The sequence below is a fragment of the Nocardia nova NBRC 15556 genome (assembly GCF_001613005.1).
GTDB lineage: Bacteria > Actinomycetota > Actinomycetes > Mycobacteriales > Mycobacteriaceae > Nocardia > Nocardia nova.
The window spans coordinates 1-26,484 of the sequence record NZ_BDBN01000084.1; the positions used below are offsets into that span (position 1 = coordinate 1).

Consider the following 26,484-nt stretch of genomic DNA (forward strand, 5'->3'; position numbering starts at 1 on the left):
GCTGGCGCGCGGATTCGGCGCCACCACCCGCACCATCAGCCGCGCCGGGGAGATCGAACACGGTCACCGCCGCGACGGAATCGCGTTGGCGCTGGTCGCTTTCAGCGTCGTCATCGCGGCGGCGGTCTGGATGTCGGCGGGCGGTCCGGTGGGGCACTGGGTCGACACCGCGGTGCGCGCGATCGCCGGATCCGCCGCGGCCGTGCTGCCGTTCGTGGCCTCCGGTATCGCGGTGGTGCTCATGCGCACCGAACCGCGGCCCGAGATCCGGCCCCGGCTGGTGCTCGGCGGATTGCTGGTGGGACTGCCGGCGCTCGGAATCTGGCATATCTTCGCGGGCGCGCCGGCCGACGCGCACGGGCGCGCCCATGCGGCGGGTTTCGTCGGCTATGTGCTGGGCGGGCCGCTGCGCAACGGGCTCACCGCGTGGCTGGCGGTGCCGCTGCTGTTGCTGGCCATGCTCTTCGGACTGCTGCTGGTGACCGGGACGACCGTGCGCGAGGTCCCGCACCGGCTGCGTGAACTGTTCGGCCTGCCCGATCCCGAATACGGCGACGACGACGGGCAATACGGGCTCTACGACCCGGAAAACTATGACGCCGACGGCTTTCCGATGCACAAGAGCCGTTCCTCGCGGCGTGGCCGCACCCCGGCGGAGAATTATCCGACCGACGAATTCGGTGGCGCCGACGCCGTCACCGAGGTTCTCGGCGAACCGCCGTTGCGCGATGCGAAGGATATCGCCGAGCCGGACGAAACACCGCCCCCCGCAAGCAAATCCAAGACGCGCAAGCCGCCGAAGGTCGTCGACCAGACACCCGAGCCGCAGCCTCCGCAGCAACTGGAATTCGTCACCGACCGCGAGGTCGACGGGGATTATCAGCTGCCGCCGCTGACCCTGCTGACCGACGGTGATCCGCCGAAGAAGCGCAGCGCCGCCAACGAATCGATGATCGAAGCGATCACCGAGGTGCTGGTGCAGTTCAAGATCGACGCGGCGGTCACCGGTTTCGTGCGCGGTCCGACGGTCACCCGCTACGAGGTCGAACTCGGCCCCGGTGTGAAGGTCGAGAAGATCACCGCCCTGGCCCGCAATATCGCGTATGTGGTGGCCACCGAGAATGTGCGTTTGCTCGCACCGATTCCGGGCAAGTCGGCGGTCGGTATCGAGGTGCCCAATGCCGACCGCGAACTGGTCCGGCTGGCCGATGTGCTCAAGGCGCCGTCCACGCGAAACGACCACCACCCCTTGGTGATCGGCCTCGGCAAGAACATCGAGGGCGAATTCGTCTCCGCGAATCTGGCGAAGATGCCGCATCTGCTGGTCGCCGGTTCCACCGGTTCGGGTAAGTCGAGTTTCGTCAACTCGATGCTGGTCTCGCTGCTGGGCCGCGCCACCCCAGACGAGGTCCGGATGATCCTCATCGACCCGAAGATGGTGGAACTCACACCGTACGAAGGCATTCCGCATCTGATCACGCCCATCATCACCCAGCCCAAGAAGGCCGCCGCCGCGCTGGCCTGGCTGGTGGAGGAGATGGAACAGCGGTATCAGGACATGCAGGCCAGCAAGGTCCGCCACATCGACGATTTCAACAAGAAGGTGAAATCGGGCCAGATCACCACGCCGCTGGGCAGCGAGCGCGTGTACCGGCCCTACCCCTACATTTTGGCGATCGTCGACGAGCTGGCCGATCTGATGATGACCGCGCCGCGCGACGTCGAGGACGCCATCGTGCGCATCACTCAGAAGGCGCGCGCGGCCGGCATCCATCTGGTGCTGGCGACCCAGCGGCCCTCGGTGGACGTGGTGACCGGCCTGATCAAGACCAACGTCCCCTCCCGGCTGGCGTTCGCGACGTCCTCGCTCACCGACTCCCGCGTCATCCTGGACCAGCCGGGTGCGGAGAAATTGATCGGTATGGGCGACGGCCTGTTCCTGCCGATGGGCGCGTCCAAGCCGACCCGATTGCAGGGCGCGTTCATCTCCGACGAGGAGATTCAGGCCGTCGTCGACTTCGCCAAGAATCAGGCCGAACCCGAGTACCAGGAAGGCGTCACCACCGCCAAGGCCGGGGAGAAGAAGGACGTCGACCCGGATATCGGCGATGATCTGGATGTCTTCCTGCAGGCCGTCGAATTGGTCGTCACCTCGCAGTTCGGTTCCACCTCGATGCTGCAGCGCAAATTGCGCGTCGGATTCGCCAAGGCGGGCCGCCTGATGGATCTGATGGAGACCCGCGGCGTGGTCGGCCCGAGCGAGGGCTCCAAGGCGCGCGACGTGCTCGTCAAACCCGATGAGCTGGACGGGCTGCTGTATTCGATCCGCGGCGGGGGAGAGGCGGAGCCGGCGGCCGAACCCGATGCGATCGATGCCTAGGCTCCCGGCGTAGGCCTCACCCGGTGTAGGCCCAGCCGGTGACGGTCCGGATCTCGACCCGGATAACCGGTCCGCGCGGGGCGTTGCCGCGATACTGCGGGTATTTCGCGGTGAGCCAGGCGATCGCCTCCGCGCGTTCGGTGTCGCCGGTGGCGACGGCGGCGGTGCCGTCGAGCCGGACCCACCACAGCCGCGACCAGTCCTCGTCGTATTCGTCGGCCAGTACCGAGACCCGGTTCTCGGCGGCGATATTGCGCAGCCGCCGTAAATCCGTCGTCGATTTGGGCTTCTGATCGACCGCGGTGACCAGGATGCGGCCCGTCGGGGAGAGCGCGAAGGTCACGGGCACCAGATGGGGCCGGCCGGTCGGATCGGTCGTACCCAGCCGGGCCACGCGGGCCGCGCGAGCTCTCGCCAGCGCCGTATCGGGATCCAATCGCACCGGTTCACGGTAGATCGCCGGACGGCGCGGTGTGGCCTACAGCGGCGCGTTCTCTCGCTGGATCTGCTCGGCCGCCTCCGCCTGGATGCGCTCGAACTGCGCACCCATCGCCGCGGCCAGGGCATTGGCCGCCGAAAGCGGGCGGACCATCACCATCAGATCGTCGATGCGGCCCGCCTCGTCGGTGTGAATGAAATCCGCACCGGTGACGTGCTTACCGTCGACCGTCGCCTCGAAGATCAACGTCGAGTCGTGCCCGTCGGCGTCGGTGATTTCGCGGACGTAACGGAAGTCCTCGAAGACCCGCATGACGCCGCGCAGAATCGCGGCGGTGATGGCCCGGCCGGGATAAGGCTTGAACGCCACCGGGCTGGTGAACACGACGTTCTCGGCGAGCAACGCCTCGATCGCCGCGCTGTCACGTGCCTCCACGGCCTGTCGGAATGCCTGCATCGCCACCTCGCATATGCAACTGGTTGACTATGCCGAGCATCGTAGCGGGCTTCGCCGCGCCTGCCTAGGCGTTCGGCGCCGCCTGTGCCGAGAAGGCGCCCATCACCGGGGTCCATTCCAGGAATCGCTTCGCGTCGATCAGCCCCTCCCGGGCGAACGGATCGGCCGCGAGCAGCTCCTCCAACGCCGCGGCATCGTCGGCGCGGAACAGCAGCAGCGCGCCGGAGCCGTCGGCATACGGCCCGGTCGACAGGACCACATCCCGGTCGACCAGATTCGACAGCCATTCCCGATGGCGGGGCCGATGCTCGTCTCGCCCGGCGGCGGTGGCATCGGAATAGGTGTAGTGGACGGCGAAGATCGGCACGCGAGCTCCCGAAAGATTCAGAGGGTCAACAGCATTCGAGTATTGCCGAGGGTATTCGGCTTGACGTAGCTGAGGTCGAGGAATTCGGCCACACCGGTGTCGTAGGAGCGGCACATCTCCGCGAACACTTCCGCCGTGACGGGCGTGCCGTCGATCTCGGCGAACCCGTGCCGGGAAAAGAACTCCACCTCGAAAGTCAGCACGAACAGTCGCTGCAGCTGGAGTTCGCGGGCGGTCGCGATCAGCTGATCCACGATCAGGCGCCCGACGCCCTGTCCTTTGGCATCGGGGTGGACCGCGACCGTACGCACCTCGCCCAGATCGGCCCACAGCACGTGTAATGCGCCACATCCCACCAGGCGCCCGTCGACCTCGGCTACCCAGAATTCCTGGACCGACTCGTAGAGTGTGACGAGATTCTTCTCCAGCAGAATGCGGCCCGCGTAGACGTCGACGAGGCTTTTGATCTCGGGCACATCCGAGGTGCGGGCGCGTCGGACGACCACGGTGCCGGGGCCGGTGGCGCCGATCGAATCAGTGTGGTGTGCCCGCGTCGTCATGGGGTGCACAGTAGTCGGGTCGTTAACCGATAGTCTGGTGGAGTGCCGCACATCTCGTCCGCCCGCCTGCCTCGATCCGCCGGGGGCCGCGGCTGCGTGCATTCCGGCCGGGGGTGCCGGTGAGCGTGCAGAGCGACGACATGGACCGGACCTGGGCCGAGGCCGGCAGAGCGCGGGCGAATCTCGTTCCGCCGCAACCGAAGCGGACGGTCGAGCCGTCCGCGGTGCCACTGATGAACATCGCCAACATTCTCACGGTCCTGCGCATCGTGATCGTGCCGATCTTCCTGCTGGCGCTGTTCGCCGCCGGCGGCCACGACACCGGGTGGCGGATCGCCGCGGCCGCGCTGTTCGGCGTCGCGGCCATCACCGACCGCATCGACGGACAGCTCGCGCGCAAGTACGGACTGGTCACCGACTTCGGCAAATTGGCGGATCCGATCGCCGACAAGGCGTTGATCGGTGCGGCCCTGATCGGGTTGTCGGCACTGGGCGATCTGCCGTGGTGGATCACTGTCGTGATCTGTGCCCGCGAGATCGGCGTGACGTTGCTGCGACTGGCGGTGGTGCGCCGCGGCGTGATTCCGGCCGGCCGCGGCGGTAAGGCCAAGACCCTGGTGCAGTCGGTGGCGATCGCCGTTCTGCTGCTGCCGCTGGCGGGCGCGTGGGCGAGCGCCGGAATGGCGCTGATGTATGTCGCCGTGGTGCTGACCGTGGTGACCGGACTGGATTACGTGGTGCAGGCGGCCCGATTGTGGGCGCGGCCGGTCGAGCGGCGGTGACGACGGTGGGCACCGAGGTGGCCGCCGCCGACCCGCTGGCCGCTGTCCCCGAGGCCGCCGAACTGGTGGCGACGCTGACCCGCATCGGTCAGACCGTGGCCACCGCCGAATCCCTGACCGCCGGTTTGCTCGCGGCCACCATCGCGGGGGTGCCGGGAGCCAGTGTGGTGTTGCGCGGCGGAGTGATCGTCTACGCCACCGACCTCAAACATCGCCTGGCCGGCGTGAGCGAGGACACCTTGGCCACGGACGGGCCGGTCGCGGCGGGAACCGCCGAACAGCTCGCCGTCGGCGCGCGCACGGTGTGCGGGGCCGACTGGGGGATCGGATTGACCGGCGTCGCCGGGCCGGACCCGCAGAACGGCTGCCCGGTCGGCACCGTCTTCCTGGGGCTGAGCGGGCCCGAAGGGACCGAGGTGGTGCGGTTGCAGCTGGCCGGGGACCGGTGGACGATCAGGATGAGCGCGGTTCGTACGGCCGTCGCGGAGCTGCTGCGCCGCGTCGGTGGCGGCGACCGCACCGGCACCGGCTGACGACGGCTTTCCGGTGGCTGCCGATCGGTTCCCGCGGACGGGAACCAACGGGGTGGCATGCGACGTTGGCACTGTAGACGGAGGGGTGCGTCACGCTCGACGGCGGTCGCGCTCGGCCCGGTGAGGCGAGAACGTGAGGAGAACGAGATGACGCTGCTTCGAGAGGCCATCGGCGAGAGTCTGCGGCGCGCTCGGATCGCCCAGAGCCGGACCCTGCGCGAGGTGTCGACGTCGGCACGCGTGAGCCTGGGCTATCTGTCCGAAGTCGAACGCGGCCGGAAAGAGGCCTCGAGCGAGCTGCTGGCCGCGATCTGCCAGGCGCTGGACGTGCCGTTGTCGCAGGTGCTGGTCGACGTGAGCGCCACCATGGCCGACGCCGACGCCCCGGCCCCCGCGACGGAGACCGCCGACACCGCGCCCGCCGCGAGTGCGTCGGCCCGTGCGGGAATCGCCGAGGACACCCGGATCGTGATTCCGGCCCCGAAGGCCGAGAAACTGGTCTTGGTGCAAGCGAAGTGACTCGCCGCGAACCGGCGATCACAACTGCCGGCGCCGGATCGGCGCCGGCAAGGCTGTACGACGGAGCGGAAACCGATAGATTCTCTGTAAGCGTCGGTTACGGGTGGTTCGGCAGCCCGGATCCGATGCCGTGGAGGATAGGGACACAGGGGTGCGTGACGGTCGCGCACCGCCGCCGTGCTGGGGCGCGGCGTAGTCAGATGGAGGCGGGATCAATCGATGGCTAATCCGTTCGTGAAGGCCTGGAAGTACCTGATGGCCCTCTTCGATTCGAAGATCGAGGAGCATGCGGATCCGAAGGTGCAGATTCAGCAGGCTATCGAGGAAGCCCAGCGTCAACACCAGGCCCTGTCGCAGCAGGCCGCGTCGGTGATCGGTAACCAGCGCCAGCTGGAGATGAAGCTCAACCGTCAGCTCGACGAGGTCGAGAAGCTCAACGCCAACGCGCGCCAGGCCGTCCAGCTGGCCGATCAGGCCAATGCCGCCGGCGACGCCGACAAGGCGATCCAGTACACCAACGCCGCCGAGGCGTTCGCGGCCCAGCTGGTCACCGCCGAACAGTCCGTCGAGGACCTGAAGGTGCTGCACGACCAGTCACTGCAGGCCGCCGCCCAGGCCAAGAAGGCGGTCGAGCAGAACGCCATGCTGCTGCAGCAGAAGGTCGCCGAGCGCACCAAGCTGCTCAGCCAGCTCGAGCAGGCCAAGATGCAGGAGCAGGTCTCCGCATCGCTGCAGCAGATGGATTCGACGCTGTCCGCTCCCGGCAGCACCCCCAGCCTGGACGCGGTGCGCGAGAAGATCGAGCGTCGCTACGCCAACGCGCTGGGCGCCGCCGAGCTCGCGCAGAACACCGTGCAGGGCCGCATGATGGAGGTGCAGCAGGCCAGCGTGCAGATGGCCGGCCACAACCGCCTCGAGCAGATCCGCGCCTCCATGCGTGGCGACGCGCTGCCCTCGGGTGACTCCGCCGGTCAGTCCATCGCCAACCCGGCTCAGCCGCAGGTGAACAAGGGCCAGGCCGCGCAGCAGTAAGGCGCGTAGCGGGTCGATCGGAAGGCTGGGCAGATGGGACGAACGCGGGCAGGTAACGAGCCCGCGCCGACCCGTGCGCGGCCCTGGTCCCGATCCGCTCGCGGCGCCGCGTCCGCGCCGCCCGCCTCCGCCGCACCGTCGGCCGATGCGGCGCGGACGCCACTGACGACCTCCCCACCCGTCACCGACGCCGCCGCGTGGCAGTCGATCGCCGAATCCATTGAGCGGCATCGCGTTTCCGGTGCGGCCACGCCTTCACCGGCTTTCGAGGAGAACGCGGTGAACGGCGTCGACGATCCCTCGCCGCCGGGCGTGACCACATCCGCCGCGTATGCCGAGCCCGAAGGTGCCGGTGCGCACCGTCGATCGTCCGAGGCGGTGGACGACACGGGCGCGGACCGGAACTCCCGGGCCGAGGGCCGAGACGTGAACACCCGTCGCCGCGCGGCGCGCGAGATTCTGCGCGGTCGTCGTGTAGCGCCGTCCGGTCGTCGGTCTCGTCGGCGTGGCAAGGCTCCCGATATCGAATCCGATGGCGGCCGGACGATAGTCGATCCCGCATCGGACACGGACAACCCGAGCGCTCACGGCGTCGACCACGAGATCCGTGAGCCGGACAGCGGGCCCGCTTGGTCGCCCACCGGATCACGCGGAGCCGGTGGGAATGCGCGCGAGCGCCGTCGTTCGCCTGGCCGAGGTGCGTTTCGCGATCCCATCGCCCACACCGTGGCCGCGGAGGAGCCGCTCGCACGCGCCGGGCGGGTTCCGGGCACGCTACGCGACGCCGGGGAATTCGCCTTGCATGCGGTCCGGAAGTGGGCCGACCCGCGGGAGCGGGAACTTCGCCGCCGGCGGCGGGTGCGGCGACGCAGCCTCCGCTGGAGCGCGGCCTCGGGCGTGACCGCGCTGGGAACGGCCGGACTGGTCGCGATCTCGGCGCCCGTGTGGGCGGTTGTGGTGGTCGGTGGCGGTGCGGCCGCGCTGGTGACCGGCGCGGCGGTGAGCACCCGCCGATACCTGGAGTTGCGTCGAAACCCCTTGCCGCCCGCGGCGTTCGTACCCCGGCGGCTGCCCGCAGCGCAGTCCGCGGCGCGGGCGCCCATCGCCCGGCTGGTCCGGGCGGAACGCGCCTTTCACGCCCTCGGCCGTCAGATCGAGGCGAGCGGGCGAATCCCGGCCGACGATTTCGCCGACACCGTGGCGACCGCGGCATCCGGCGCGGCCGCCCTGCACGCTCTCGCCGGGGATATCGCGGCGATGGAAAAGGCGCTCGCGGTGGTTGCGACCTCGCATGCCGGGGCGGGATTGCGGCAGCAATCGGGCGCGATGGTCGGCCGGCTGGAATCCGGCGTGACCGAATACGAGCAGCTTGTCGCCGCGGCCGGTCAGATCCTGGCGGCCGGGGCGAGCGAAGCGCCGGCCCCGGCGGACGAATTCGGCTGGACCATGTTCACCCTGCGCGAGGCGGCCGACCGACTGGACGGCTGGGCTCAGGCCCTCACCGACCTGGCCGACCGGCACTGAGCGCGGGCACTTGGGCGGCGTCGGGTCCCTGGGGCCGGTGGCGCCGCGTTCAGGGCCGATCCTCGCGGCTGATCCGGCTAGGGGTTCACCCTGATATTTCCCGGATATCGGTTGTGACCTGGTGATTTTCCGGCGTCGAGTTGACAGTATGGAGGAGTCGGATCGCGTTGACGGCGGTTCGGAAACCTTCGGGAGGAATGGACATGTTCTGGAAGATTCTGGGCGTCGTCGCGCTCGTGTGGCTGGCGCTGATCGTGATCGGCGCGCTGGTCAAGGCGTTGTTCCCGATCCTGATGATCAGCGTCGTGGTCTTCGGCCTGTACCTGCTGTACAAGGCCGTCTCCGGCTCGAACAAGTCGACGGTCACCAAACTGTAGTGAGCCAACCCAGGGCCGTTCGGTACGAATACCGAACGGCCCCTTGCTGTTTCGCGACGGCGAAGCCGAGGAACCGGTCGTGTTAGCGTTTCGGAGCGGTGCACGTTCATGGTTCTCGGCCGCCTCGATTGTGGACCGACGGAGCGAAGCGGAGGCAAATGTTAGAGCTACCCGAGGATTGGGAGCGCGGTCTGGTGATCGTCGCCCATCCCGACGATATCGAGTACGGTGCCGCGGCCGCGGTGGCGCGCTGGACGAAGCAGGGTAAGCACATCCGGTATCTGCTGGCGACCAGCGGTGAGGCCGGGATCGCGGGCCTGCCGCCGGCCGAGTGTGGTCCGGTGCGGGAGCAGGAGGAGATCGCGTCGGCGCGCGCGGTCGGGGTCGAGGACGTGGAGTTTCTCGGCTATCCGGACGGGCGGATCGAGGGTGGGCTCGGTTTGCGCCGCGATCTGGCCGCGGCGATCCGGCGGCACCGTCCGGAGATGGTGGTGTTGTTCAATTTCGGCGACACCTGGGCGCCGGGTTATGCGAACAGCGCCGATCATCGCGTGGTGGGGCGCAGTGCGCTGGACGCGATCTCGGACGCGGGCAACGAATGGATCTTCCCGGAGCTGGCCGAATTGCCGATCTGGACGCCGCGCTGGGCGGCGGTAGTGGGTCCGGTGGTGACGCATGCGGTGGATGTCACCGATACCGTTCGGGCGGCGGTGGATTCGCTGATGCAGCACAGTCGCTACCTGAGCGCGCTGAGCGACGAGCCGGTGGCGGATCAGGCCCGCGCCATCGTGGATCGGGCCACGGGACCGCAAGCGGGTTTCGATGCCGAGCGGGCGGTCGGATTCGAGCTGTACCACTTCGCCGACTGATCACCGGCACTGTGAGCGGCCACGATCGTCCCGGGCGCCGTTCATGACCGTCGGGTAGCTGTGCCCGCCCGGCATCGGGCAGGGAGGGGGTATGGCAGGGTGGGGCGCATGCGAGTGGCTGTCGTCGCGGGTCCGGATCCGGGTCATGCGTTTCCGGCGATCGCGCTGTGCCTGCGGTTTCTTCAGGCGGGCGATGATCCGGTGTTGTTCACCAGTCCGCGCTGGTTCGATGCGGCGCGGGACGCGGGCATCGCGGTGCGGCGGTTGAAGGGTTTGGCGCCGCGCCCGCAGGACGACGACGCCGACGCCGGCGCGCGGATCCACGAACGCGCGGCGCATATCTCCTCGGAGATCCTCCCCGATCTCAGTGCGATGCTGCCGGAGCTGGTGGTTTCGGATGTGCTCACCGCCGGCGGTGGGATGGCCGCCGAGCGGCTGGGGGTGCCGTGGGTCGAGTTGTCGCCGCATCCGCTGTATCTGCCGTCGAAAGCGTTGCCTCCCATCGGCAGTGGGCTCGCGCCGGGGGAGGGCCTGCGTGGGCGGATGCGCGATACGGTGCTGCGCGGGCTGACCGCGCGCGCCATTACCCGCGGTGAGCGCCAGCGTGGAGCGGCCCGGGCGAGTGTGGGCCTGCCGGAGGTGGATCCGGGTCCGGACGCGCGGTTGATCGCCACGCTGCCCGCTCTGGAGGTCGAACGGCCGGATTGGCCCGCGGACGCGCACGTGGTGGGGCCGCTGTTGTGGGAGCCGACCTCGGAGCTGCTGGCGCCGCCGCCCGGCGACCGGCCGCTGGTCGTGGTCGCGCCCTCGACCGCCCGGACCGGGTTCGATGATCTGGCGACCGGTGCGTTGGAGGCGCTCGCGGACAGTGCTGTGCGCGTGGCGATTTCGATGCTCGATACGCCCCCTGCGGATCTTCCGCCGTGGGCGACGGCGGGTCTGGGGCGGCAGGACGAGCTGTTGCGCCACGCCGCCGTGGTGGTCGGCGGCGGGGGACACGGATTGCTGGCCAAAACTCTGCTCGCCGGCGTGCCGATCGTGACGGTGCCCGGTGGCGGGGATCAGTGGGAACTGGCCAATCGTGCCGTCCGCCAGGGGAGTTCGCTGCTGGTGCGGCCGTTCACCCCGGAATCGCTGCGCGCGGCGGTGCACACCGTTCTCGGCGACGAGTCCTATCGCAAGGCCGCCGCCGCGGCCGCGGCCACCGTCTCCGATGTCGCCGATCCGATCGACATCTGTCACCGCACGCTGGATCGGGCTCGCGCGAGCTGACCGCACGCCCGCCGGCGGTTCGTGCGCGACCGGTACCCTCGGCACGGTGCGGTTGACTGAATTTCAGGAACTCTTGCATACCGAATTCGGCGTCGCCCGCGGCGACCTGCTGCTGGCCGATCATGTCCTGCCCTCGATGAACGGCCGTACCGGCGCCCAGGCGATCGAGGACGGTATCGACCCGCGCGAGGTCTGGCGGGCCTTGTGCGCGGAATTCGACGTACCGAAGAACCGCTGGTGAGCGCCGGCCGTCGGCTGCGTCACAGCGACCTTGACCTCGAGCTTGCTCGAGGTTGCAGGGTGGTCGCATGGATACCGAGATCACCGAGAACCGGATTCGGGAACTACTGGACCGGTCCGAGATAACCGACTTGCTGGACCGCTATCTGCGTTCGCTCGACGAGGGTGTGTTCGACGACCGGTGGGCGCGCACCTACTACACCGAGGACGCGACCGCGGAGATGCCGATCGGCACCGTCCACGGCCGCGACGCCGTACTCGCGCACATCCGGCGCGGGATGGCGCTGTTCGACCGGACCGTTCACCTGGGAACCAACGCGGTGATCGAGATCGACGGCGACCGCGCCACGGCGCGCGGCGCCCAGTTGAGCACCCATGTCCTCGCCGATGGCTCCGAGGCGGTGTTCATCTCTGCGGGCCATGCCGACACCGAATTGGTCCGCACAGCCGACGGCTGGCGGATCCGGGCCTCCTCGCTGCGCATCACCTGGACTCAGGGAACCCCGCCGCGATTGCCTGCGGGGCTCGGATCCGAAGGGTGACCGCATTTTCTCCGGGCAATCGGCGCCGATTCAGCCGACCTGGATCTCGGCGGCAGCCGGTTCCGCCGGCTCGGTGGTCCCGGCACGGGTGCGGAACAGGGCGAAGGCGATGATGCCGAGAACGATGCCCACACCCGCCGCCACCGCGACCGCGGCGTCCAGCCCGGACACGAACTGCGACACCGTGATCCGGTCCTCGTTCGCCGAGCTGCGGAATACCGTGCCGAGTACCGCGACACCGAGGGCCAGGCCCAGCTGCCGGGCGGTGTTCACCGCTCCGGCGGCGGTGCCGCTCTGCTGCGGAGGCACCGCGGCCATCGCGACCGCCACCAGCGGCGGCGCGAGCACACCGATGCCGATGCCGATCACCACGTAGCCGAAAAGGAGTGCGCTCCAGGTGGATCCGGCGTCGATCACGCCGAGCAGGCCCGCCCCGATACCGGTGATCACCAATCCGCCACCGATGGTCCAGCGGGGAGCCACGTCGTGCAGCCACCGCCCGAACGCGCCCGAGACCACGAACGCCGTCGCCGCCATCGGCAGCATGGACAGGCCGGCGCGCAGCGGGCTGAGCTGCAGCGGCTGCTGCAACCACAGCGAGATCAGGGGACTGCTCGCGAAGGCGGCGAAATTGAAGCCCGCCGCCGCGATCAGGGTGGCCGTGAATTCCCGGTTGCGCAGCAGTGCGAGCGGGAACATCGGTGTGGCGCTGCGTGATTCGACGAGAGCGAAGCCGGCGAGCGCGATCGCGCCGAGGATCAGCGTGCCGACTGCCGCGCCGTCGCCCCACCCGCCTTCCCCGCCCCGGATGATGCCGTAGGTCAGCGCGGTCGCCGCGACGGCGAAGGCGGCCATCCCGGCGACGTCCACGCTACGGCCGGGCCGGCGCGGCGACGGGCCGAAGGCGTACAGCGACAGCACGATGGTGACCGCCGCGATCGGCAGGTTCACCAGGAAGATCCACCGCCACGACAGCAGGTCGGTCAGTACCCCGCCGAGCACCACCCCGATGCCGGCGGCCGCCCCGGCGACCGCACCCCACGCGCCGAACGCGGTGCCGCGATCGCGGCCGATGTAGGTGGCGTGCAGCAGCGACAGGGTGGTCGCGAACATGGCCGCACCGCCCACTCCCTGCACGGCCCGCGCGGCCACCAGCAGGGCCGAGGACTGAGCCAGTCCGCAGGCCAGAGAGGCGGCCGCGAATATCGCCAGACCCGCGAGATAGGTGGGTTTGGCGCCGAACCGGTCGGCGAACGAGCCCAGCACCAGCAGCAGTGCCGCCAGGCCCAGCGCGTAACCGTCGACGACCCATTGCAACCCCGACAGTCCGGTGCCGAGATCGGCGGCGATGTCCGGGAGCGCGACGTTGACGATCGTGACGTCGATGAGCAGCATGAGCGTGCCGAGGCACGCCGCGAACAAGGGGAGCCATTTCCGCATGGCGACCTCCGGGTAGTGCGAACGATATCGACGCCAAGCGTGCGAGATGTTTGAATATCCATCCAGCTATCCGGCCGTCGATGTGAGATTCCGCCTGTGAACCCCGAAGACGAAATCGAATCCTCCGTTCTCGATACGCTCGACAAGCAGATCGTGCACGGCCTGGTCACCGATGCCCGCATCCCGTTCGCCACCCTCGGCGCGATCCTCGGTGTCTCCGAGCAAACCGTGGCCCGCCGCTATCGATCGATGCGCCAACGCGGCATCCTGCACGTCTCCGGCCAGGTCAACGCCATGCCGCTGGGGAATACGCGCTGGATGCTGCGGGTGCGGTCCACCCCGGACAAGGCGCTGCGGCTGGCCGAATCGCTGGCGCGGCTGCCGGATGTGAGCTGGGTGGCGCTGCTGTCGACCGGTTCGGAGGTCACCTGTGTGAGCCGTCCGCGCTCGATCGAACAGCGAGACGCGTTGCTGCTCAACGTTCTTCCGCGGGCCAGCCAGGTCACCGGGTTGATGGCCTACGAGATCATCCACCGGTTTCCGCTGGCGGAGGAGTGGCCGCGCTACAGCCGCTTGCTGACCGCCGAACAGCTGCGGCAGCTGGGACCGCGGCCCGCGATGAACGATCAGCGTGGACCCGACGCGCCGATGGACCTGTCCGCGGCCGACGAGGCGATGCTCGCGCTGCTGGCCCGCGACGGACGCGCCTCCTATGCCCGGCTGGCGGCCGAAACCGGCTGGAGTCCGACCCGGGTCGCGCGGCGGATGTCCGAGCTGGCGGCGGCGGGCGTGCTGTATTTCGATCTCGATTTCGCCGTCGAGCGCATGGGATACGCGGTGCGGGCCTCGCTGTGGGTGCGGACGCGCCCTGCCGAGCTCGACGCCGTCGGCCGGGCGATCGCCACCCATCCGGAGACGGCGTTCGTCGCGGCCACCACCGGGCCCACCAATCTGGTCGCCTCCATCGTCTGCCGCGACAGTTCGCACCTGTACCGCTACCTCACCGAGCGGCTGGGGGCTCTGGACGGGATCGTCGACGTCGAGGTCACCCCGACGCTGCGGATGCTGAAACAGGCGCAGGCGTTGATGCAGACCGACCGGATCGCGGTGGTGCCGACGGCAACTCGATGACGAGGCCACGGCCGGATCGAGGCCGCATGACCGGCCGGACAGCGCGGCGATTGCCGGGAACGGGGTGCGGCTGTGCGGCTGCCGTGCGTGTCGGCGGGCGCGTCGCTTGCCTCGAACACGTGTTCGTCTAAGCTTGCCGTCAGAACTTGTCGGTGCCGCCCTCTACCGTGGGCGCTAACCACACAACGAGACTTACCCGTCAGAAGGGGAACAGACGATGGCACCACAGGCCTACGACCGCGACAAGGCGCTCGAGCTCGCTCTGGCGCAGGTCGAGAAGAGCTTCGGTAAGGGCGCGATCATGCGCCTGGGCGAGGAGGCGCATCAGCCCATCTCGGTCATTCCGACGGGTTCGATCGCGCTGGATGTGGCGCTGGGCATCGGCGGTCTGCCGCGTGGCCGCGTCGTGGAGATCTACGGTCCGGAATCCTCCGGTAAGACCACGGTCGCTCTGCACGCCATCGCCAACGCGCAGGCCAACGGCGGACTCGCGGCCTTCATCGACGCCGAGCACGCGCTGGATCCGGAATACGCCCGCAAACTCGGTGTCGACACCGACGCCCTGCTGGTGTCGCAGCCCGACACCGGTGAGCAGGCGCTGGAGATCGCCGACATGCTCGTGCGCTCCGGCGCGCTGGACATCATCGTCATCGACTCCGTCGCGGCGCTGGTACCGCGTGCGGAAATCGAGGGCGAGATGGGCGACAGCCACGTCGGTCTGCAGGCCCGCCTGATGAGCCAGGCGCTGCGCAAGATGACCAGTGCGCTCAACAACTCCGGCACCACCGCCATCTTCATCAACCAGCTGCGCGAGAAGATCGGCGTGATGTTCGGCTCGCCCGAAACCACCACGGGTGGTAAGGCATTGAAGTTCTACGCCTCCGTGCGTCTGGATGTGCGCCGCATCGAGACGCTGAAGGACGGCAGCGATGCGGTGGGTAACCGCACCCGCGTCAAGGTCGTCAAGAACAAGGTGTCGCCGCCGTTCAAGCAGGCCGAATTCGACATCCTCTACGGTGCCGGCATCTCCAAGGAGGGCTCGATCATCGATATGGGTGTCGATCAGGGCTTCATCCGCAAGTCCGGCTCCTGGTACACCTACGAGGGCGATCAACTCGGCCAGGGCAAGGAGAACGCCCGCAAGTTCCTGTTGGAGAACACGGACGTGCGCGACGAGATCGAGAAGAAGATCAAGGAGAAGCTCGGCATCGGTGCCGACGTCACCGCAGACGCGGGTGCCGAGGCGCCCGTCGACTTCTAACCGATGCCGCACCGGGAAGCGCCGGGGTCCACACCCCTCCCGGACCTTGGCGCCTCTCGGCTCGACGCCGTCGAACGCCTGCGGCGGCAACTGGAAGACATCGACTCCCGCTCCCGACGCAGTGGCGACCCGGACGACGAGTCGTGGTCGAAACCCGTTCGCCGACAGGGCGGTTCTCCCCGTCGTCGACGATCGAAGCCGGACGCGGGGGATTCGCTCACCGGTGTCTGGCGTTCCGATGACGGCCCGGTGCCCCAGCATGATTCGGTCGATGCCACGGGCACATCCGAACCCGTGGACCGGCCGGTATTCGAGCCCGAGCTTCCGCCCCGCATCGAGCCGGAGATTCGGTCCGGTTCCGAGCCCGACGCTGGGCGTCGTGGTGGGCTCGAGGGGCGGGACGGTTCCGAGCCTGAAGGGCGGACGCAGTCGAGTGTGGAAGCCGCGATCTCCGGTCGTTTCGGTGATGGCTCTGCGACACAAGCCTCCCAGGCGCGCAATCGAATGCGCGCACTGCAGGCCGAGGTCGACGCGCTGCAGCGCGGGTGGGGCGAGCGCGTCGACGGCGATCGTCAGTCCGACCGCATCCACCGGGCGGAGGGGCAGCCGAAGGGTGGCGACAACGGCTCGTTCGTTCCGGACGACCGGGGCTCGAGAAAACGGTCACGCGGGGACGGCGGCGACGGGGGAGGGCGCCGGGGTTCGCGGCGTCGATCCGGCACCGACGGCGGGAAGCGTTCCGACGCCGCGCAATCCGCTGCACCGAAGGCGGGGACCGAGGCGCAGGCCAAGGACATCTGCCTGCGCCTGCTCACCGATCGGGCGCGCAGCCGCGCCGAACTGGCGGACAAACTGGCGGCCAAGGGGTTCGCGCCCGAGGTCGCCGAGCGGGTATTGAACCGCCTCGCCGAGGTCGGGCTGATCGACGATGCGGCCTTCGCCGAACAGTGGGTGCATTCCCGTCACACCTTCTCCGGCAAAGGGAAAAAGGTTCTCGCGCAAGAACTTCGACGGAAAGGGGTGTCCGACGCCGACGCCGGGCCCGCGCTGGCCGCCATCACCCCGGCCGACGAGAGCGCCCGCGCCGCCGAACTGGTCCGCCGCAAGCTCACCACCCTGCCGCCGGACCTCCCCATCGACAAGAGGACCAACCGGCTGGTGAGCATGCTCGCCCGCCGCGGCTACAACCAGTCCATGGCCTACGCCGTGGTCAAGGACGAGCTCGCCGCGGCCGCCACGTCGAGCAGTGGCCCCGACGGTTTCGACCACACAGATCCCGTCGCGGACGACGAACCCGCCGACGGTGCCGGGCCTTCTGTAGCGGAACATCATTCGCCGAGCGGCCGGGGCGGCGGAGGGGCCGGGCTCGGCGGGATCGGGGCGGTGTCGCGGAAGTCCGGGCCCGACGACGCCGAGCACGCCGCGGAGTTGGTGCGGAAAAAGCTCGCGACGCTGTCGCGCGATGTACCGCGGGACAAGGCAACCGCGCGGCTGGTGGGCATGCTCGCCCGCCGCGGCTACCCACAGTCCATGGCGTATGCCGTGGTGAAGGATGAAATGGCCGCGGCCGCGCAATCCTTTGCCGCACAGCCGAACCGGACCGAGAACTCCGTCGGCGATACCGAGGAGAGCGCCGGCACGGATGCGGTAGCGGCGGATTCCGGCCACGACGACGCGGAGCGAGCAGCGGAACTGGTGCGCCGCAAAATGCGCATCCTGCCGCGAAACCTCTCTGAGGACAAGGTGGTCAATCGCCTCGTCGGCATGCTCGCCCGCCAGGGATACCGGCAGTCGATCGCCTACGCCGCCGTGCGCGCCGAACTCGCGCAGGGTTACCCGCCCGCGTGACTCGACCGGTGTCCGGTGCAGGCCCTATGCTGCGCTGATGACCACCGACGTGCGGGGCGGCGGCAGCCGGCGCCGACACGTCGGGGCGGTCGCCGTCTGGGTCGGGCTGGCGGTGGCGGGGTCGTTCACCCGTCCGTTCGGTGTCGCCGCGACGGTGCTGGTCGCCGGTGTCGCAGTCGTGGTCGCCGTCGCTGCCCTTCGGGTCGGGACACGGCGAATGTCGCTCACGCCGGCGGTTCGGCGCGCGGTGGTGGTGTGGTCGATCCTGTTCGCAGCCGTACTGGCGTGGGAACTGTATGCCTGGCTGTCCCAGCCCGCACTGCTCGTCCCCGACGCCGCCCATCCGACCCTGTCGACCCTCCTCAGCCCCGCGCTGGAGGCTGGGCCGGGCCGCTTCCTCGGATGGCTGATCTGGTTGGGGGCCGGATGGTGGCTGGTGCGGAAATGACCGATCGCGCCCTCGTGATCACGGGATTCGCAGTCCTGGCCGTCATCGTGATCAGCACGGCGGTGGTGGCATATTGGCGCCGTATATCGTTCGCCGGCCTCGGCGACACCGTGCGCTATCTGACCCGCACCCGAACCGCCCGCATCGTCGCGGTAATCCTGTGGGCGTGGCTCGGCTGGCATTTCCTGGCCAGATAGTCGCGGGGAAGGCACAGCGGCCGATTGGACACCCATCCCCGGCCGCCGCGAGTGGCGTGGCCCGGCGACCGGGGTGGTGCGCGTTCAGGATCGACCATCGAGCCGGCGGGTGCGAGGGTTGTGCTCGGTGCGAGCGCAACTCGTCCGCGGAGGACGTCGACACCGTCGCCCTGCCCAGCTGCGCACCCGAATCCGCCGCGATCGCCGAACCGCCCGGTTACGGCGCCGCGGTCCGGCTCAGCGACAGATCCACGCCCGGCGCGGCATCGGTGAGCACCGAATTCACACCCAGCACCGTCCGCCCCCGGCGCCGCGACCGCAACCGCTGCTCCACTCTGGTGGCGAGGACAGTCAGCGCCCAGTTCAGGGCGATCATGATGACGGCGACCACGATCAGCGCCGGCACGGTGTTCTGCTCGGCCGCACCCAGCTGCTGACCCTGGCGCACGATTTCCTGATAGGTGATCTGGTAGCCGAGTGCGGTGTCCTTGAGCGCCACGACCATCTGCGAGATCAGCGCAGGCAGCATCGCCGTCACCGCCTGCGGCAGCAGGATGATCCGCATCATCTGCCCCTTGCGCAATCCCAGCGCCTGGGCCGCCTCGGTCTGGCCGCGCGGCAGCGATCGAATGCCCGAGCGCACGATCTCGGCGATCACCGACCCGTTGTACACGGTCAGGGCGATCACCACGGCCGCCAGCGCCAGCTGGTCGGAGGCGAACAGATTGTCCTTGGCGAACCAGTTGTAGAGGAAGATCATCAGGATCAGCACCGGAATGGCCCGGGCCACCTCGACGATCACCCCGGCCACCCACCGCACGACGCGATGCTCGGACAGGCGCAGCAAGCCGAAGACCACGCCGATCACCATCGCGAACACGATCGCCAGCGCGGCGGCCACCAGGGTGCCGCGCAAGCCGGGCAGGATGTAGGTCTGCCAGACCTCCGACTCTACGAACGGCTTCCACTTCTCGGCGGTGAGCTGGCCCTTCTCGTCGAACGCCCGCCACACCAGCCAGCCGAGCACCACCAGGACCGCCAGCACCAGCACCGAATACAGCGCATGCCGCCGGCGCGCCTTCGGGCCGGGGACGTCGTAGAGGACCGAGGCATTCGCACTCATCGCTTCACCTCGAATCGCTTGGCCAGCCAGCCGAACAGCAATCCGGTGGGCAGCGTGAGAATGACGAAGCCGAGGGCGAAGATCGCGCCGATGGCGAGAATGTCGGCCTCGGTCTCGTTCATGGAGGCCATCAGAGCCGCCGCCTCGGCCACACCGATCGCCGACGCGATCGTGGAATTCTTCGTCAGCGCGATCAATACGCTGCCCAGCGGCGCGATCACCGACCGGAACGCCTGCGGCAACACCACATGTCGCAGATTCTGACCGAAAGTCAAGCCCAGTGACCGTCCCGCCTCGGACTGCCCCAGCGGCACGGTGTTGATACCCGCGCGCAGCGATTCACACACGAACGACGCCGTGTACACACTCAAGCCGAGGACGGCGAAACGAAAGTTGTTGGTGGGCAGGAAATCCAGCCCCGAACTCTCACTCGCGAGTTTGATGCCCAGGGTCGTATAGAGACCGAGTGAGCAGAACACCAGGATCAACGTGAGCGGGGTATTGCGGAACACGGTCACATACGCGGTACCGATCCACCGCGCCACCGGAATCGGCGACACTCGCATCGCCGCCACCAGGGTGCCGATGATCAGCGCCCCGACGGCGGAGAACACGGTCAGTTCGATGGTTACCCAGAAGGCGTCCCACAGCTGATTGTCGTATCGGGAGATCAAGTCGAACACGGTGGACGCGCCCTCCTACTTCTCTGTGCCGGACAGGGTTCCGGGCGGCCGGAACCCGCGCCGAATCAGTAGCGGTCGACCTGCGGCGGCGACGGGATCGGGAAGGTGTTGCCGAAGTTCTTCTCCAGCGAGGCTTTCCAGGAGCCGTCGTTGATCATCGCCTCGATCGCATCGTTGATCTTGTCGCGAGACTCCTTGTCGCCCTTCTTCAGGCCGATGCCGTAGTTCTCGGTCGTGAACGGCTGCCCGACCACCTTCAACTGGCCCGGAGATTGCGCGGCGTAACCGGCCAGAATGATGTTGTCGGTGGTGACCGCGTCCACCGCCCCGGATTTCAGCGCCTCCACGCACAGCGAATAGGTGTCGTATTCCTGCAACTGCACATCGTTGGCGAAATTCTTCTGAATGTTCTGCGCCGGTGTGGATCCCTTCACCGAGCAGAGCTTCTTGCCGCCCTTCAGCGATTCCGGACCGGTGATATCGGCGTTGTCGGCGCGCACCAGCAAGGACTGGCCCGCAACGTAATACGGCCCGGCGAAGTCGACCTTCTGCTTGCGCTGATCGGTGATCGAATAGGTGGCGACCACATAATCGACCTGCCCGTTCTGGATCAGCGTCTCGCGTTGTGCGGAGGGAGCCTCCTTGAAGGTGATCTTGTCCGGGCTCACGCCGAGCTTTCCGGCGACGTAGGTCGCCACATCCACATCGAATCCGGAGAACGACCCGTCCCGATTGCGCAGGCCCAGACCCGGCTGATCGAATTTGATGCCGATGGTGAGTTTGCCTTCCGACGCGTGTTCGGTGGCGGTCTTGTTGCTGCCGCCGCCGCATCCGGTCGCGACGACCGCGATGGCCAGCGCGCCGATGCCGAACCGCAGCGCTCGGGTGATCCTCATCGAATGCCTTCTCTCTCGTGAAGTGTGAAGGGTCCTCCGCGGTGCGCGGGCCGGTCATCGATCCCGCCGCGGTCGTGCATTGCGATCAATGGCTCAAGATTTTGCCCAGGAAATCCTTGGCACGCTCGGAAGCGGGTGCGGTGAAGAAGGTTTCGGGCGCCGTGTCCTCGACGATCCGGCCGTCGGCCATGAACAGCACACGGTCTCCGGCGCGGCGGGCGAATCCCATCTCGTGCGTGACCACCAGCATCGTCATGCCCTCCTTGGCCAATGCGACCATCACCTCCAGCACCTCGTTGACCATTTCCGGATCCAGCGCCGAGGTGGGCTCGTCGAACAGCATCACTTTCGGATTCATCGCCAACGCCCGGGCGATGGCCACGCGCTGCTGCTGACCGCCCGACAGCTGCGCCGGATACTTGTCGGCCTGATCGGCGATGCCCACCCGCTCGAGCAGTTCCAGTGCCCGCGCGCGAGCCTGCTTCTTGTCGATGCGGCGCACCTTGACCGGCCCGAGCACGACGTTGTCCAGGATCGTCTTGTGCGCGAACAGATTGAACGACTGGAACACCATGCCCACGTCGGCGCGCAACTTCGCCAGTGCGCGGCCCTCGGCCGGAAGCTCGACACCGTCGACGGCGATGGTGCCGGAATCGATCGGTTCGAGCCGATTGACGGTGCGGCACAACGTGGATTTGCCCGACCCGGAGGGGCCGAGCACGATCACCACCTGCCCCCGCGGCACCTCCAGATTCACATCGCGCAGCACATGCAGATCGCCGAAATGCTTGTCCACGTTGCGCATCGAGATCATCGGTGGAACGGTCGCGGTTCCCGCGGATGCCTCGGCCGCGACCGGATCGGAGGTGTTCCCAGCGCTGGCGGTGCCGGGTGTTGCGTCGGCAGCATCGGTCATGACAGTCGACCCTAGAGCGGTCCTGCGCGAAATGCGCACTTTTGGCGCGTGCGTCGCGCCGTCGCCGCCTGCGCTTAACCCGGTGGTGACCTGGGCACCCGCCCGCGTGACCGGCGTCACCGCGGCCCGGTCCCGGGCGACCGGGGTGGGCGTCCGATTTCGCGCAGCGTCTACCCTGGACCCGTGAATTCGTCCATGCAGGTTGCAGCGCATTCGGCTGCGGGACGCGCCCCCGGTTCGGCCACCGATCCGCAGTCCCCGCGGACCTACGAGGTGCGCACCTACGGCTGCCAGATGAACGTGCACGACTCCGAACGGCTGTCGGGCCTGCTCGAGGACGCCGGATACACCAAGGCGACGGGCGGGCAGACCGCCGATCTGGTGGTGTTCAACACCTGCGCGGTGCGCGAGAACGCCGACAACAAACTGTACGGAACGCTCGGACATCTGGCCCCGATCAAGGCCGAGCGGCCCGGTATGCAGATCGCGGTCGGCGGCTGCCTGGCGCAGAAGGACCGCGACACCGTCGTGCGCAAGGCGCCCTGGGTCGATGTCGTCTTCGGCACCCACAACATCGGGTCGCTGCCGGTGCTGCTCGAGCGCGCCCGCCACAACGAGCAGGCGCAGGTCGAAATCCTGGAATCGCTGGAGGCCTTCCCGTCCACGCTGCCGGCTCGTCGCGAATCCGCCTACGCCGGCTGGGTGTCGATCTCGGTGGGCTGCAACAACACCTGCACGTTCTGCATCGTGCCCTCGCTGCGCGGCAAAGAGGTCGACCGGCGGCCGGGCGACGTGCTGGCCGAGGTGCAGGCGCTGGTGGATCAGGGCGTGCTCGAGGTGACGCTGCTCGGGCAGAACGTCAACTCCTACGGGGTGAACTTCGCCGAACCCGCACTGCCGCAAGGACATCCGGCCGACTTCGCGCCTGAACACCGGGACCGCGGCGCCTTCGCGAAATTGCTGCGCGCCTGCGGCAGCATCGACGGGCTCGAGCGGGTGCGTTTCACCTCGCCGCATCCGGCGGAATTCACCGACGACGTCATCGAGGCGATGGCGCAGACTCCGAACGTGTGCCCGCAGTTGCACATGCCGCTGCAATCGGGTTCGGACCGGGTGCTCAAGGCGATGCGCCGGTCCTACCGCAAGGATCGCTACCTCGGCATCATCGAGAAGGTGCGGGCCGCGATGCCGCACGCCGCGATCACCACCGACATCATCGTCGGCTTCCCCGGCGAGACGGAGGAGGATTTCCAGGAGACCCTGGACGTCGTCCGGCAGGCGCGGTTCACCAGCGCCTTCACCTTCCAGTATTCGATCCGTCCCGGCACGCCCGCGGCCACCATGGCCGATCAGGTGCCCAAGGCGGTGGTCCAGGAGCGCTACGACCGGTTGATCGAACTGCAGGAACAGATCTCGCTGGAAGCCAATCGCGCGCTGATCGGCACCGAGGTCGAACTGCTGGTCGCCGAGGGCGCCGGCAAGAAGAACGCGGCGACCGCGCGGATGAGCGGCCGGGCGCGCGACGGCCGGCTGGTGCACTTCCGGCCCGGCGACGCGGCGATTCGGCCCGGCGATATCGTCACCGTCGACATCACCGAGGCGGCGCCCCACCACCTCATCGCCGACGGTCCGGTCCACACCCACCGCCGCACCCGCGCCGGCGATGCGCACGAACGCGGTGTACTGCCGAAGACCGCACCGATCGGGGTGGGCCTCGGACTGCCGCGGATCGGTGCCCCGGAGACTCCGCCGGCGGCCGCCGGTTGTGAGACTCTGCCGGCGGCCGCCGGTTGTGAGACTCCGCCGGCGGCCGCCGGTTGTGACACCGGATGCGGGGCGTGACCGATGGCCGAACGCGGGAACGAGGACGCCGATCGCGACGCCACACCGGAGCGATCCGGTGACGCGTCCGCGCCGCAGCACCCGCACCAGCCACCGGCGCAGCAGCCGAACGATGCGACCGAGCCGAATGAGGAGAGCATGAACCCCGCAGAGTCGAAGGTCTTCGAGCAGTTCCGCGGCGACCTCGAGGCCGTCGAACGCAAGATCGCCGGCGAGATCGATCCCGGGACGCGGGCGATGGTGGTCGCGATCGCGGTGTTCGTCCTGCTGCTGTCGCTGGTCCTGCCGCATGCCGGCGCCGCCCGCGGCCTGGATGTGCTGGCCTTCGACAACCACGCGCAGGCCGAGCACATCGGGCTGCCGTCGCGGGTCTTCGAATGGTTCGTGGTGATCTTCGGGATCGGGTTCTCGTCGCTGGCGCTGGTCACCCGCCGCTGGGCGCTGGCTTGGGTCGCGGTCGCCGGATCCGCGGTGGGCAGCGTTTTCGGGGTGCTCTCGATCTGGCACCGCCAGACCCCCGGCCTCGGCAACTACCACGGCGCCGGCCCGGGCATCGGACTGATTCTGGCCACGATCGGGATCGTGGTGCTGACCTTCCACTGGATCCGCGTGGTGTGGAGCCGGACCGCGCTCCAGCTCGAGGCCGAAGAGCGCCGGCGCATCGCGGCCGCCGAAAAGGAAGAGCAGGACCGGCGCCGGCTGTTCGGCGACGACAAGTAGCCGGTCCGGCGCTCAGCGTCGCAACGCCACCACGGGGATGGTGCGCTCGGTCTTCGTCGCGTGGTCGGCGAAGAACGGATACAACGCGGTGAGCTCCGTCCACGCCCGGTCGTAGTCGGCGCCCTGCAGCGGTACCGCGGTGGCCGGATAGGTCTCCCGGTCGACCTCGACCGTCACCGCCGGATCGGCGACGAGGTTCAGATACCAGTCCGGATGTTGCGGGGCGCCCACGTTCGAGGCGACGACGAGCAACCGGTCGCCGTCGGGATGGAACATCATCGGCGTGGTGTGCGGCGTCCCCGACCGCCGGCCGGTGGTGGTGAGAAGCACCAGACGATCCCGGTGCATCCCCTCTATCGGGCCACCGGCGCGGAACTGCTCGATAACGCCTCGATTGATCTCGCGGACATCCATGGTCGGCTCCTCGTCGAGATTGCCGCGGGGCGGCGGCGCGTACCGTCCGGTCGGCGGCGAACTCGACACCGCCGGCCGGCGAACGAACGGCTCAGCGCCGGCTGACCGCACCCTCGGCGGCATCCGCCCATTCACGCCATTGCTTGGCCTGCTCGAGCGCCTTCTCGGCATCGCGCGTGCGGCCCGCCGCCTCGGCCTTGGCCGCCTGCTCCTCGAACTGGGCGACCCGCTCGCGGAACTGCGCCGCGCGAGCCATCGCTTCGGGGTCGGTACGCCGCCACTGGGCGTCCACCGCCTCGCGTACCCGCTTCTCCAGCGCCCGCAGTTTGCCCTCGAGTTCGTGCATGCGCTCGCGCGGCACCTTGCCGACCGCATCCCACCGCTCCTGCAGTTCGCGCAGGGCGGCGCGCGCGGAATCCAGTGTCGCGGAATCGGGTTCGATGTGCTCGGGGATGCGGTCCTCGTAGTGGCGCAGCAGTTCCTCCTTGGCCACCGCGTTCTGCCCGAATTCGGCATCGCGTTCGGAGGCGGCGGCGTTGCGCGCGGCGAAGAACACGTCCTGGGCGCTCTTGAAGCGCCGCCACAACTGCTCGTCGGCCTCGCGGGGGGCGCGCCCGGCCGCCTTCCACTCGGTCAGCAGATCCCGGAAGACCGCGGCGGTGCCCACCCAGTCGGTGGAATCGGACAGCTCCTCGGCCCGCGCGCACAGTTCCTCTTTGCGTGCCTTCGCGGCGGCGCGTTCGCGATCGAGTTCGGCGAAGTGCGCGCCCCGGCGGCGGTTGAACGCCTCGCGCGCCTTGGAGAAGCGCCGCCACAGTGCGTCGTCGACCTTGCGGTCCACCCCGCGGATGGACTTCCACTCCTCGAGGATTTCACGCAGCCGGTCACCGGCCGCCTTCCACTGGGTGGATTCGGCGGCGATCTGCTCGGCCTCCGCGCACAGCGCCTCCTTGCGCTCGGTGTGCTCGTGCCGGGTGCGTTCCTTCTCCTCCTTGGCGTGGGCGGCCGCCTCGTCGGAATGTTCGATGATCGCCTGCAGACGCTGCGCCAGACCGTCCACATCGCCGATCACCGCCGCGGTGGGCAGGGATTCGGCGAGCGCGACGGCCGCGGCCTTGGTCTTGCGGGCGTCCGTGCCGGCCGCGAGGCGAGCCTCGAGCAGCGCGACCTCGGTGGCCAGATCGTCGAAGCGACGCCCGAAATGCGCCAGGCCCTCGGCGGCGTCACCGGCCTGCCACGAGCCGACGACGCGTTCGCCGCCGCCGGTTTTGACCCAGGCGGTGCCGTCGTCGTCGACCCGGCCCCATTCGCTGGGATCGCTGACGGTCGGCACGACCACCGGATGCGGATGCTCATGGGCGGGGCCGGGGACGGGAGCCGGTTTGACGTGGTGCGTCGCCGCCGGTTTCGCCGCCGGTTCGGCTCGCTGCGCTGCGGAGGGTTTGGGCGCGCCCGGCTTGGGTACTCCCGGGCGTGGCGCCGCGCCGGGCTTCGGGGCGGCATCGGCCGGAGTCGGACGCTTCGCGGCGGGATTGCTGGACTGCTGCGCCGCGCCGGTTTCCGGATGCACTGCCTTCTCGGTTCCGCTGTTGTCGGTCATCGCTCCTCATCCCTGCCGCGCGTCACGGCTGCCTGGTTACGCCCTAGCAGATCCCATTCAACCAGCCAATAGA

Annotated in this window: 29 protein-coding genes and 1 pseudogene; 19 read left to right on the forward strand and 11 right to left on the reverse strand. The window is 68.8% G+C overall.

Features of this window, described 5'->3' with window-relative positions:
• Position 1 precedes the first annotated feature (1 nt).
• Positions 2-2,380 (forward strand): DNA translocase FtsK, encoded by a 2,379-nt coding sequence (locus tag NN2_RS28205; protein ID WP_063910900.1) that lies wholly within the window; start codon positions 2-4, stop codon positions 2,378-2,380.
• A gap of 16 nt (positions 2,381-2,396) precedes the next feature.
• Here NN2_RS28205 and NN2_RS28210 read toward each other — a convergent pair whose 3' ends face one another.
• The 4 genes from NN2_RS28210 to NN2_RS28225 form a co-directional block, all read right to left on the reverse strand.
• Positions 2,397-2,822: a TIGR03668 family PPOX class F420-dependent oxidoreductase gene (locus tag NN2_RS28210; protein WP_063017417.1), complete on the reverse strand. Its 426-nt coding sequence runs from the start codon at positions 2,820-2,822 to the stop codon at positions 2,397-2,399.
• 36 nt (positions 2,823-2,858) lie between these two features.
• Positions 2,859-3,275 carry a nuclear transport factor 2 family protein gene (locus NN2_RS28215; RefSeq protein WP_063017463.1) on the reverse strand — a complete coding sequence of 139 codons (417 nt, stop codon included), beginning with the start codon at positions 3,273-3,275 and terminating at the stop codon, positions 2,859-2,861.
• 64 nt (positions 3,276-3,339) lie between these two features.
• The gene (locus NN2_RS28220; RefSeq protein ID WP_063017419.1) at positions 3,340-3,642 is read right to left on the reverse strand and encodes a YciI family protein; all 303 of its coding nucleotides are present in this window, start codon (positions 3,640-3,642) and stop codon (positions 3,340-3,342) included.
• Between the two features lie 17 nt (positions 3,643-3,659).
• The gene (locus NN2_RS28225) at positions 3,660-4,202 is read right to left on the reverse strand and encodes an amino-acid N-acetyltransferase (protein ID WP_030513202.1); all 543 of its coding nucleotides are present in this window, start codon (positions 4,200-4,202) and stop codon (positions 3,660-3,662) included.
• Positions 4,203-4,321: 119 nt separating this feature from the next.
• Between NN2_RS28225 and pgsA the strand changes: the two genes are divergently transcribed.
• The 10 genes from pgsA to NN2_RS28275 all read left to right on the forward strand — a co-directional run bounded on the left by pgsA (position 4,322) and on the right by NN2_RS28275 (position 11,892).
• Positions 4,322-4,984 carry a CDP-diacylglycerol--glycerol-3-phosphate 3-phosphatidyltransferase gene (gene pgsA, locus NN2_RS28230; protein ID WP_227463066.1) on the forward strand — a complete coding sequence of 221 codons (663 nt, stop codon included), beginning with the start codon at positions 4,322-4,324 and terminating at the stop codon, positions 4,982-4,984.
• The gene (locus NN2_RS28235; RefSeq protein ID WP_372453198.1) at positions 4,981-5,517 is read left to right on the forward strand and encodes a CinA family protein; all 537 of its coding nucleotides are present in this window, start codon (positions 4,981-4,983) and stop codon (positions 5,515-5,517) included. The genes pgsA and NN2_RS28235 overlap by 4 nt, the downstream gene beginning before the upstream one ends.
• A 147-nt stretch (positions 5,518-5,664) precedes the next feature.
• Complete coding sequence (locus tag NN2_RS28240) at positions 5,665-6,036, forward strand: helix-turn-helix domain-containing protein (RefSeq protein ID WP_030513205.1); 372 nt, start codon at positions 5,665-5,667, stop codon at positions 6,034-6,036.
• A gap of 219 nt (positions 6,037-6,255) precedes the next feature.
• Positions 6,256-7,068, forward strand: a complete 813-nt coding sequence (gene pspA, locus NN2_RS28245; RefSeq protein ID WP_030513206.1) for a phage shock protein PspA — start codon at positions 6,256-6,258, stop codon at positions 7,066-7,068.
• A 33-nt stretch (positions 7,069-7,101) separates the two neighbouring features.
• Positions 7,102-8,592 (forward strand): phage shock envelope stress response protein PspM, encoded by a 1,491-nt coding sequence (gene pspM, locus NN2_RS38770; protein WP_245658898.1) that lies wholly within the window; start codon positions 7,102-7,104, stop codon positions 8,590-8,592.
• 203 nt (positions 8,593-8,795) lie between these two features.
• Entirely contained in the window at positions 8,796-8,969 is a 174-nt protein-coding gene (locus NN2_RS37880; RefSeq protein WP_030513209.1) for a hypothetical protein, read from the forward strand.
• 158 nt (positions 8,970-9,127) lie between these two features.
• On the forward strand, positions 9,128-9,838 hold the full coding sequence (locus NN2_RS28260) for a PIG-L deacetylase family protein (protein WP_063017421.1): 711 nt from the start codon (positions 9,128-9,130) through the stop codon (positions 9,836-9,838).
• 108 nt (positions 9,839-9,946) lie between these two features.
• A complete protein-coding gene (locus tag NN2_RS28265) occupies positions 9,947-11,110 on the forward strand; it encodes a glycosyltransferase (protein WP_063017423.1) in 1,164 nt (387 codons plus the stop codon).
• Positions 11,111-11,156: 46 nt separating this feature from the next.
• Positions 11,157-11,351 (forward strand): DUF3046 domain-containing protein, encoded by a 195-nt coding sequence (locus NN2_RS28270; RefSeq protein ID WP_030513212.1) that lies wholly within the window; start codon positions 11,157-11,159, stop codon positions 11,349-11,351.
• Between the two features lie 67 nt (positions 11,352-11,418).
• Complete coding sequence (locus NN2_RS28275) at positions 11,419-11,892, forward strand: nuclear transport factor 2 family protein (RefSeq protein ID WP_063017425.1); 474 nt, start codon at positions 11,419-11,421, stop codon at positions 11,890-11,892.
• A 30-nt stretch (positions 11,893-11,922) separates the two neighbouring features.
• On the opposite strand, the gene NN2_RS28280 is transcribed toward NN2_RS28275, so the two are convergent.
• The gene (locus NN2_RS28280) at positions 11,923-13,332 is read right to left on the reverse strand and encodes an MFS transporter (RefSeq protein ID WP_063017427.1); all 1,410 of its coding nucleotides are present in this window, start codon (positions 13,330-13,332) and stop codon (positions 11,923-11,925) included.
• 96 nt (positions 13,333-13,428) lie between these two features.
• Here NN2_RS28280 and NN2_RS28285 point away from each other — a divergent pair, with 96 nt between their 5' ends.
• The 6 genes and pseudogenes from NN2_RS28285 (at position 13,429) to NN2_RS28305 (ending at position 18,217) form a co-directional block, all read left to right on the forward strand.
• The gene (locus NN2_RS28285) at positions 13,429-14,463 is read left to right on the forward strand and encodes an Lrp/AsnC family transcriptional regulator (RefSeq protein WP_245658899.1); all 1,035 of its coding nucleotides are present in this window, start codon (positions 13,429-13,431) and stop codon (positions 14,461-14,463) included.
• 217 nt (positions 14,464-14,680) lie between these two features.
• Positions 14,681-15,724, forward strand: coding sequence for a recombinase RecA (recA, locus tag NN2_RS28290; protein WP_025351561.1), 1,044 nt, complete (start codon positions 14,681-14,683; stop codon positions 15,722-15,724).
• 585 nt (positions 15,725-16,309) lie between these two features.
• Positions 16,310-16,957, forward strand: a pseudogene (gene recX / locus NN2_RS39010) (recombination regulator RecX); the annotation flags it as partial.
• A 150-nt stretch (positions 16,958-17,107) separates the two neighbouring features.
• The gene (locus NN2_RS39230; RefSeq protein WP_255404286.1) at positions 17,108-17,572 is read left to right on the forward strand and encodes a RecX family transcriptional regulator; all 465 of its coding nucleotides are present in this window, start codon (positions 17,108-17,110) and stop codon (positions 17,570-17,572) included.
• Between the two features lie 37 nt (positions 17,573-17,609).
• A complete protein-coding gene (locus NN2_RS28300; RefSeq protein ID WP_063017430.1) occupies positions 17,610-18,020 on the forward strand; it encodes a hypothetical protein in 411 nt (136 codons plus the stop codon).
• Positions 18,017-18,217, forward strand: a complete 201-nt coding sequence (locus tag NN2_RS28305) for a DUF6186 family protein (protein ID WP_063017432.1) — start codon at positions 18,017-18,019, stop codon at positions 18,215-18,217. Before NN2_RS28300 ends, NN2_RS28305 begins: the two co-directional genes overlap by 4 nt.
• 217 nt (positions 18,218-18,434) lie before the next feature.
• On the opposite strand, the gene NN2_RS28310 is transcribed toward NN2_RS28305, so the two are convergent.
• From NN2_RS28310 to NN2_RS28325, 4 genes are all read right to left on the reverse strand, one after another.
• The gene (locus NN2_RS28310; RefSeq protein ID WP_063017434.1) at positions 18,435-19,340 is read right to left on the reverse strand and encodes an amino acid ABC transporter permease; all 906 of its coding nucleotides are present in this window, start codon (positions 19,338-19,340) and stop codon (positions 18,435-18,437) included.
• Complete coding sequence (locus NN2_RS28315; protein ID WP_063017436.1) at positions 19,337-20,023, reverse strand: amino acid ABC transporter permease; 687 nt, start codon at positions 20,021-20,023, stop codon at positions 19,337-19,339. The genes NN2_RS28310 and NN2_RS28315 overlap by 4 nt, the downstream gene beginning before the upstream one ends.
• Positions 20,024-20,088: 65 nt before the next feature.
• Positions 20,089-20,919, reverse strand: a complete 831-nt coding sequence (locus NN2_RS28320; protein WP_063017437.1) for a glutamate ABC transporter substrate-binding protein — start codon at positions 20,917-20,919, stop codon at positions 20,089-20,091.
• 85 nt (positions 20,920-21,004) lie between these two features.
• A complete protein-coding gene (locus NN2_RS28325) occupies positions 21,005-21,733 on the reverse strand; it encodes an amino acid ABC transporter ATP-binding protein (protein WP_063017471.1) in 729 nt (242 codons plus the stop codon).
• Between the two features lie 297 nt (positions 21,734-22,030).
• On the opposite strand from NN2_RS28325, the gene miaB reads away from it, so the two are divergent.
• The gene (gene miaB / locus NN2_RS28330) at positions 22,031-23,677 is read left to right on the forward strand and encodes a tRNA (N6-isopentenyl adenosine(37)-C2)-methylthiotransferase MiaB (protein WP_245658901.1); all 1,647 of its coding nucleotides are present in this window, start codon (positions 22,031-22,033) and stop codon (positions 23,675-23,677) included.
• Between the two features lie 138 nt (positions 23,678-23,815).
• The gene (locus NN2_RS28335; protein ID WP_063017477.1) at positions 23,816-24,397 is read left to right on the forward strand and encodes an Rv2732c family membrane protein; all 582 of its coding nucleotides are present in this window, start codon (positions 23,816-23,818) and stop codon (positions 24,395-24,397) included.
• 12 nt (positions 24,398-24,409) lie between these two features.
• On the opposite strand, the gene NN2_RS28340 is transcribed toward NN2_RS28335, so the two are convergent.
• Positions 24,410-24,811 (reverse strand): nitroreductase family deazaflavin-dependent oxidoreductase, encoded by a 402-nt coding sequence (locus NN2_RS28340; protein ID WP_063017479.1) that lies wholly within the window; start codon positions 24,809-24,811, stop codon positions 24,410-24,412.
• 91 nt (positions 24,812-24,902) lie between these two features.
• Positions 24,903-26,411, reverse strand: coding sequence for a DUF349 domain-containing protein (locus tag NN2_RS28345; RefSeq protein ID WP_063017439.1), 1,509 nt, complete (start codon positions 26,409-26,411; stop codon positions 24,903-24,905).
• Positions 26,412-26,484 lie beyond the last annotated feature (73 nt).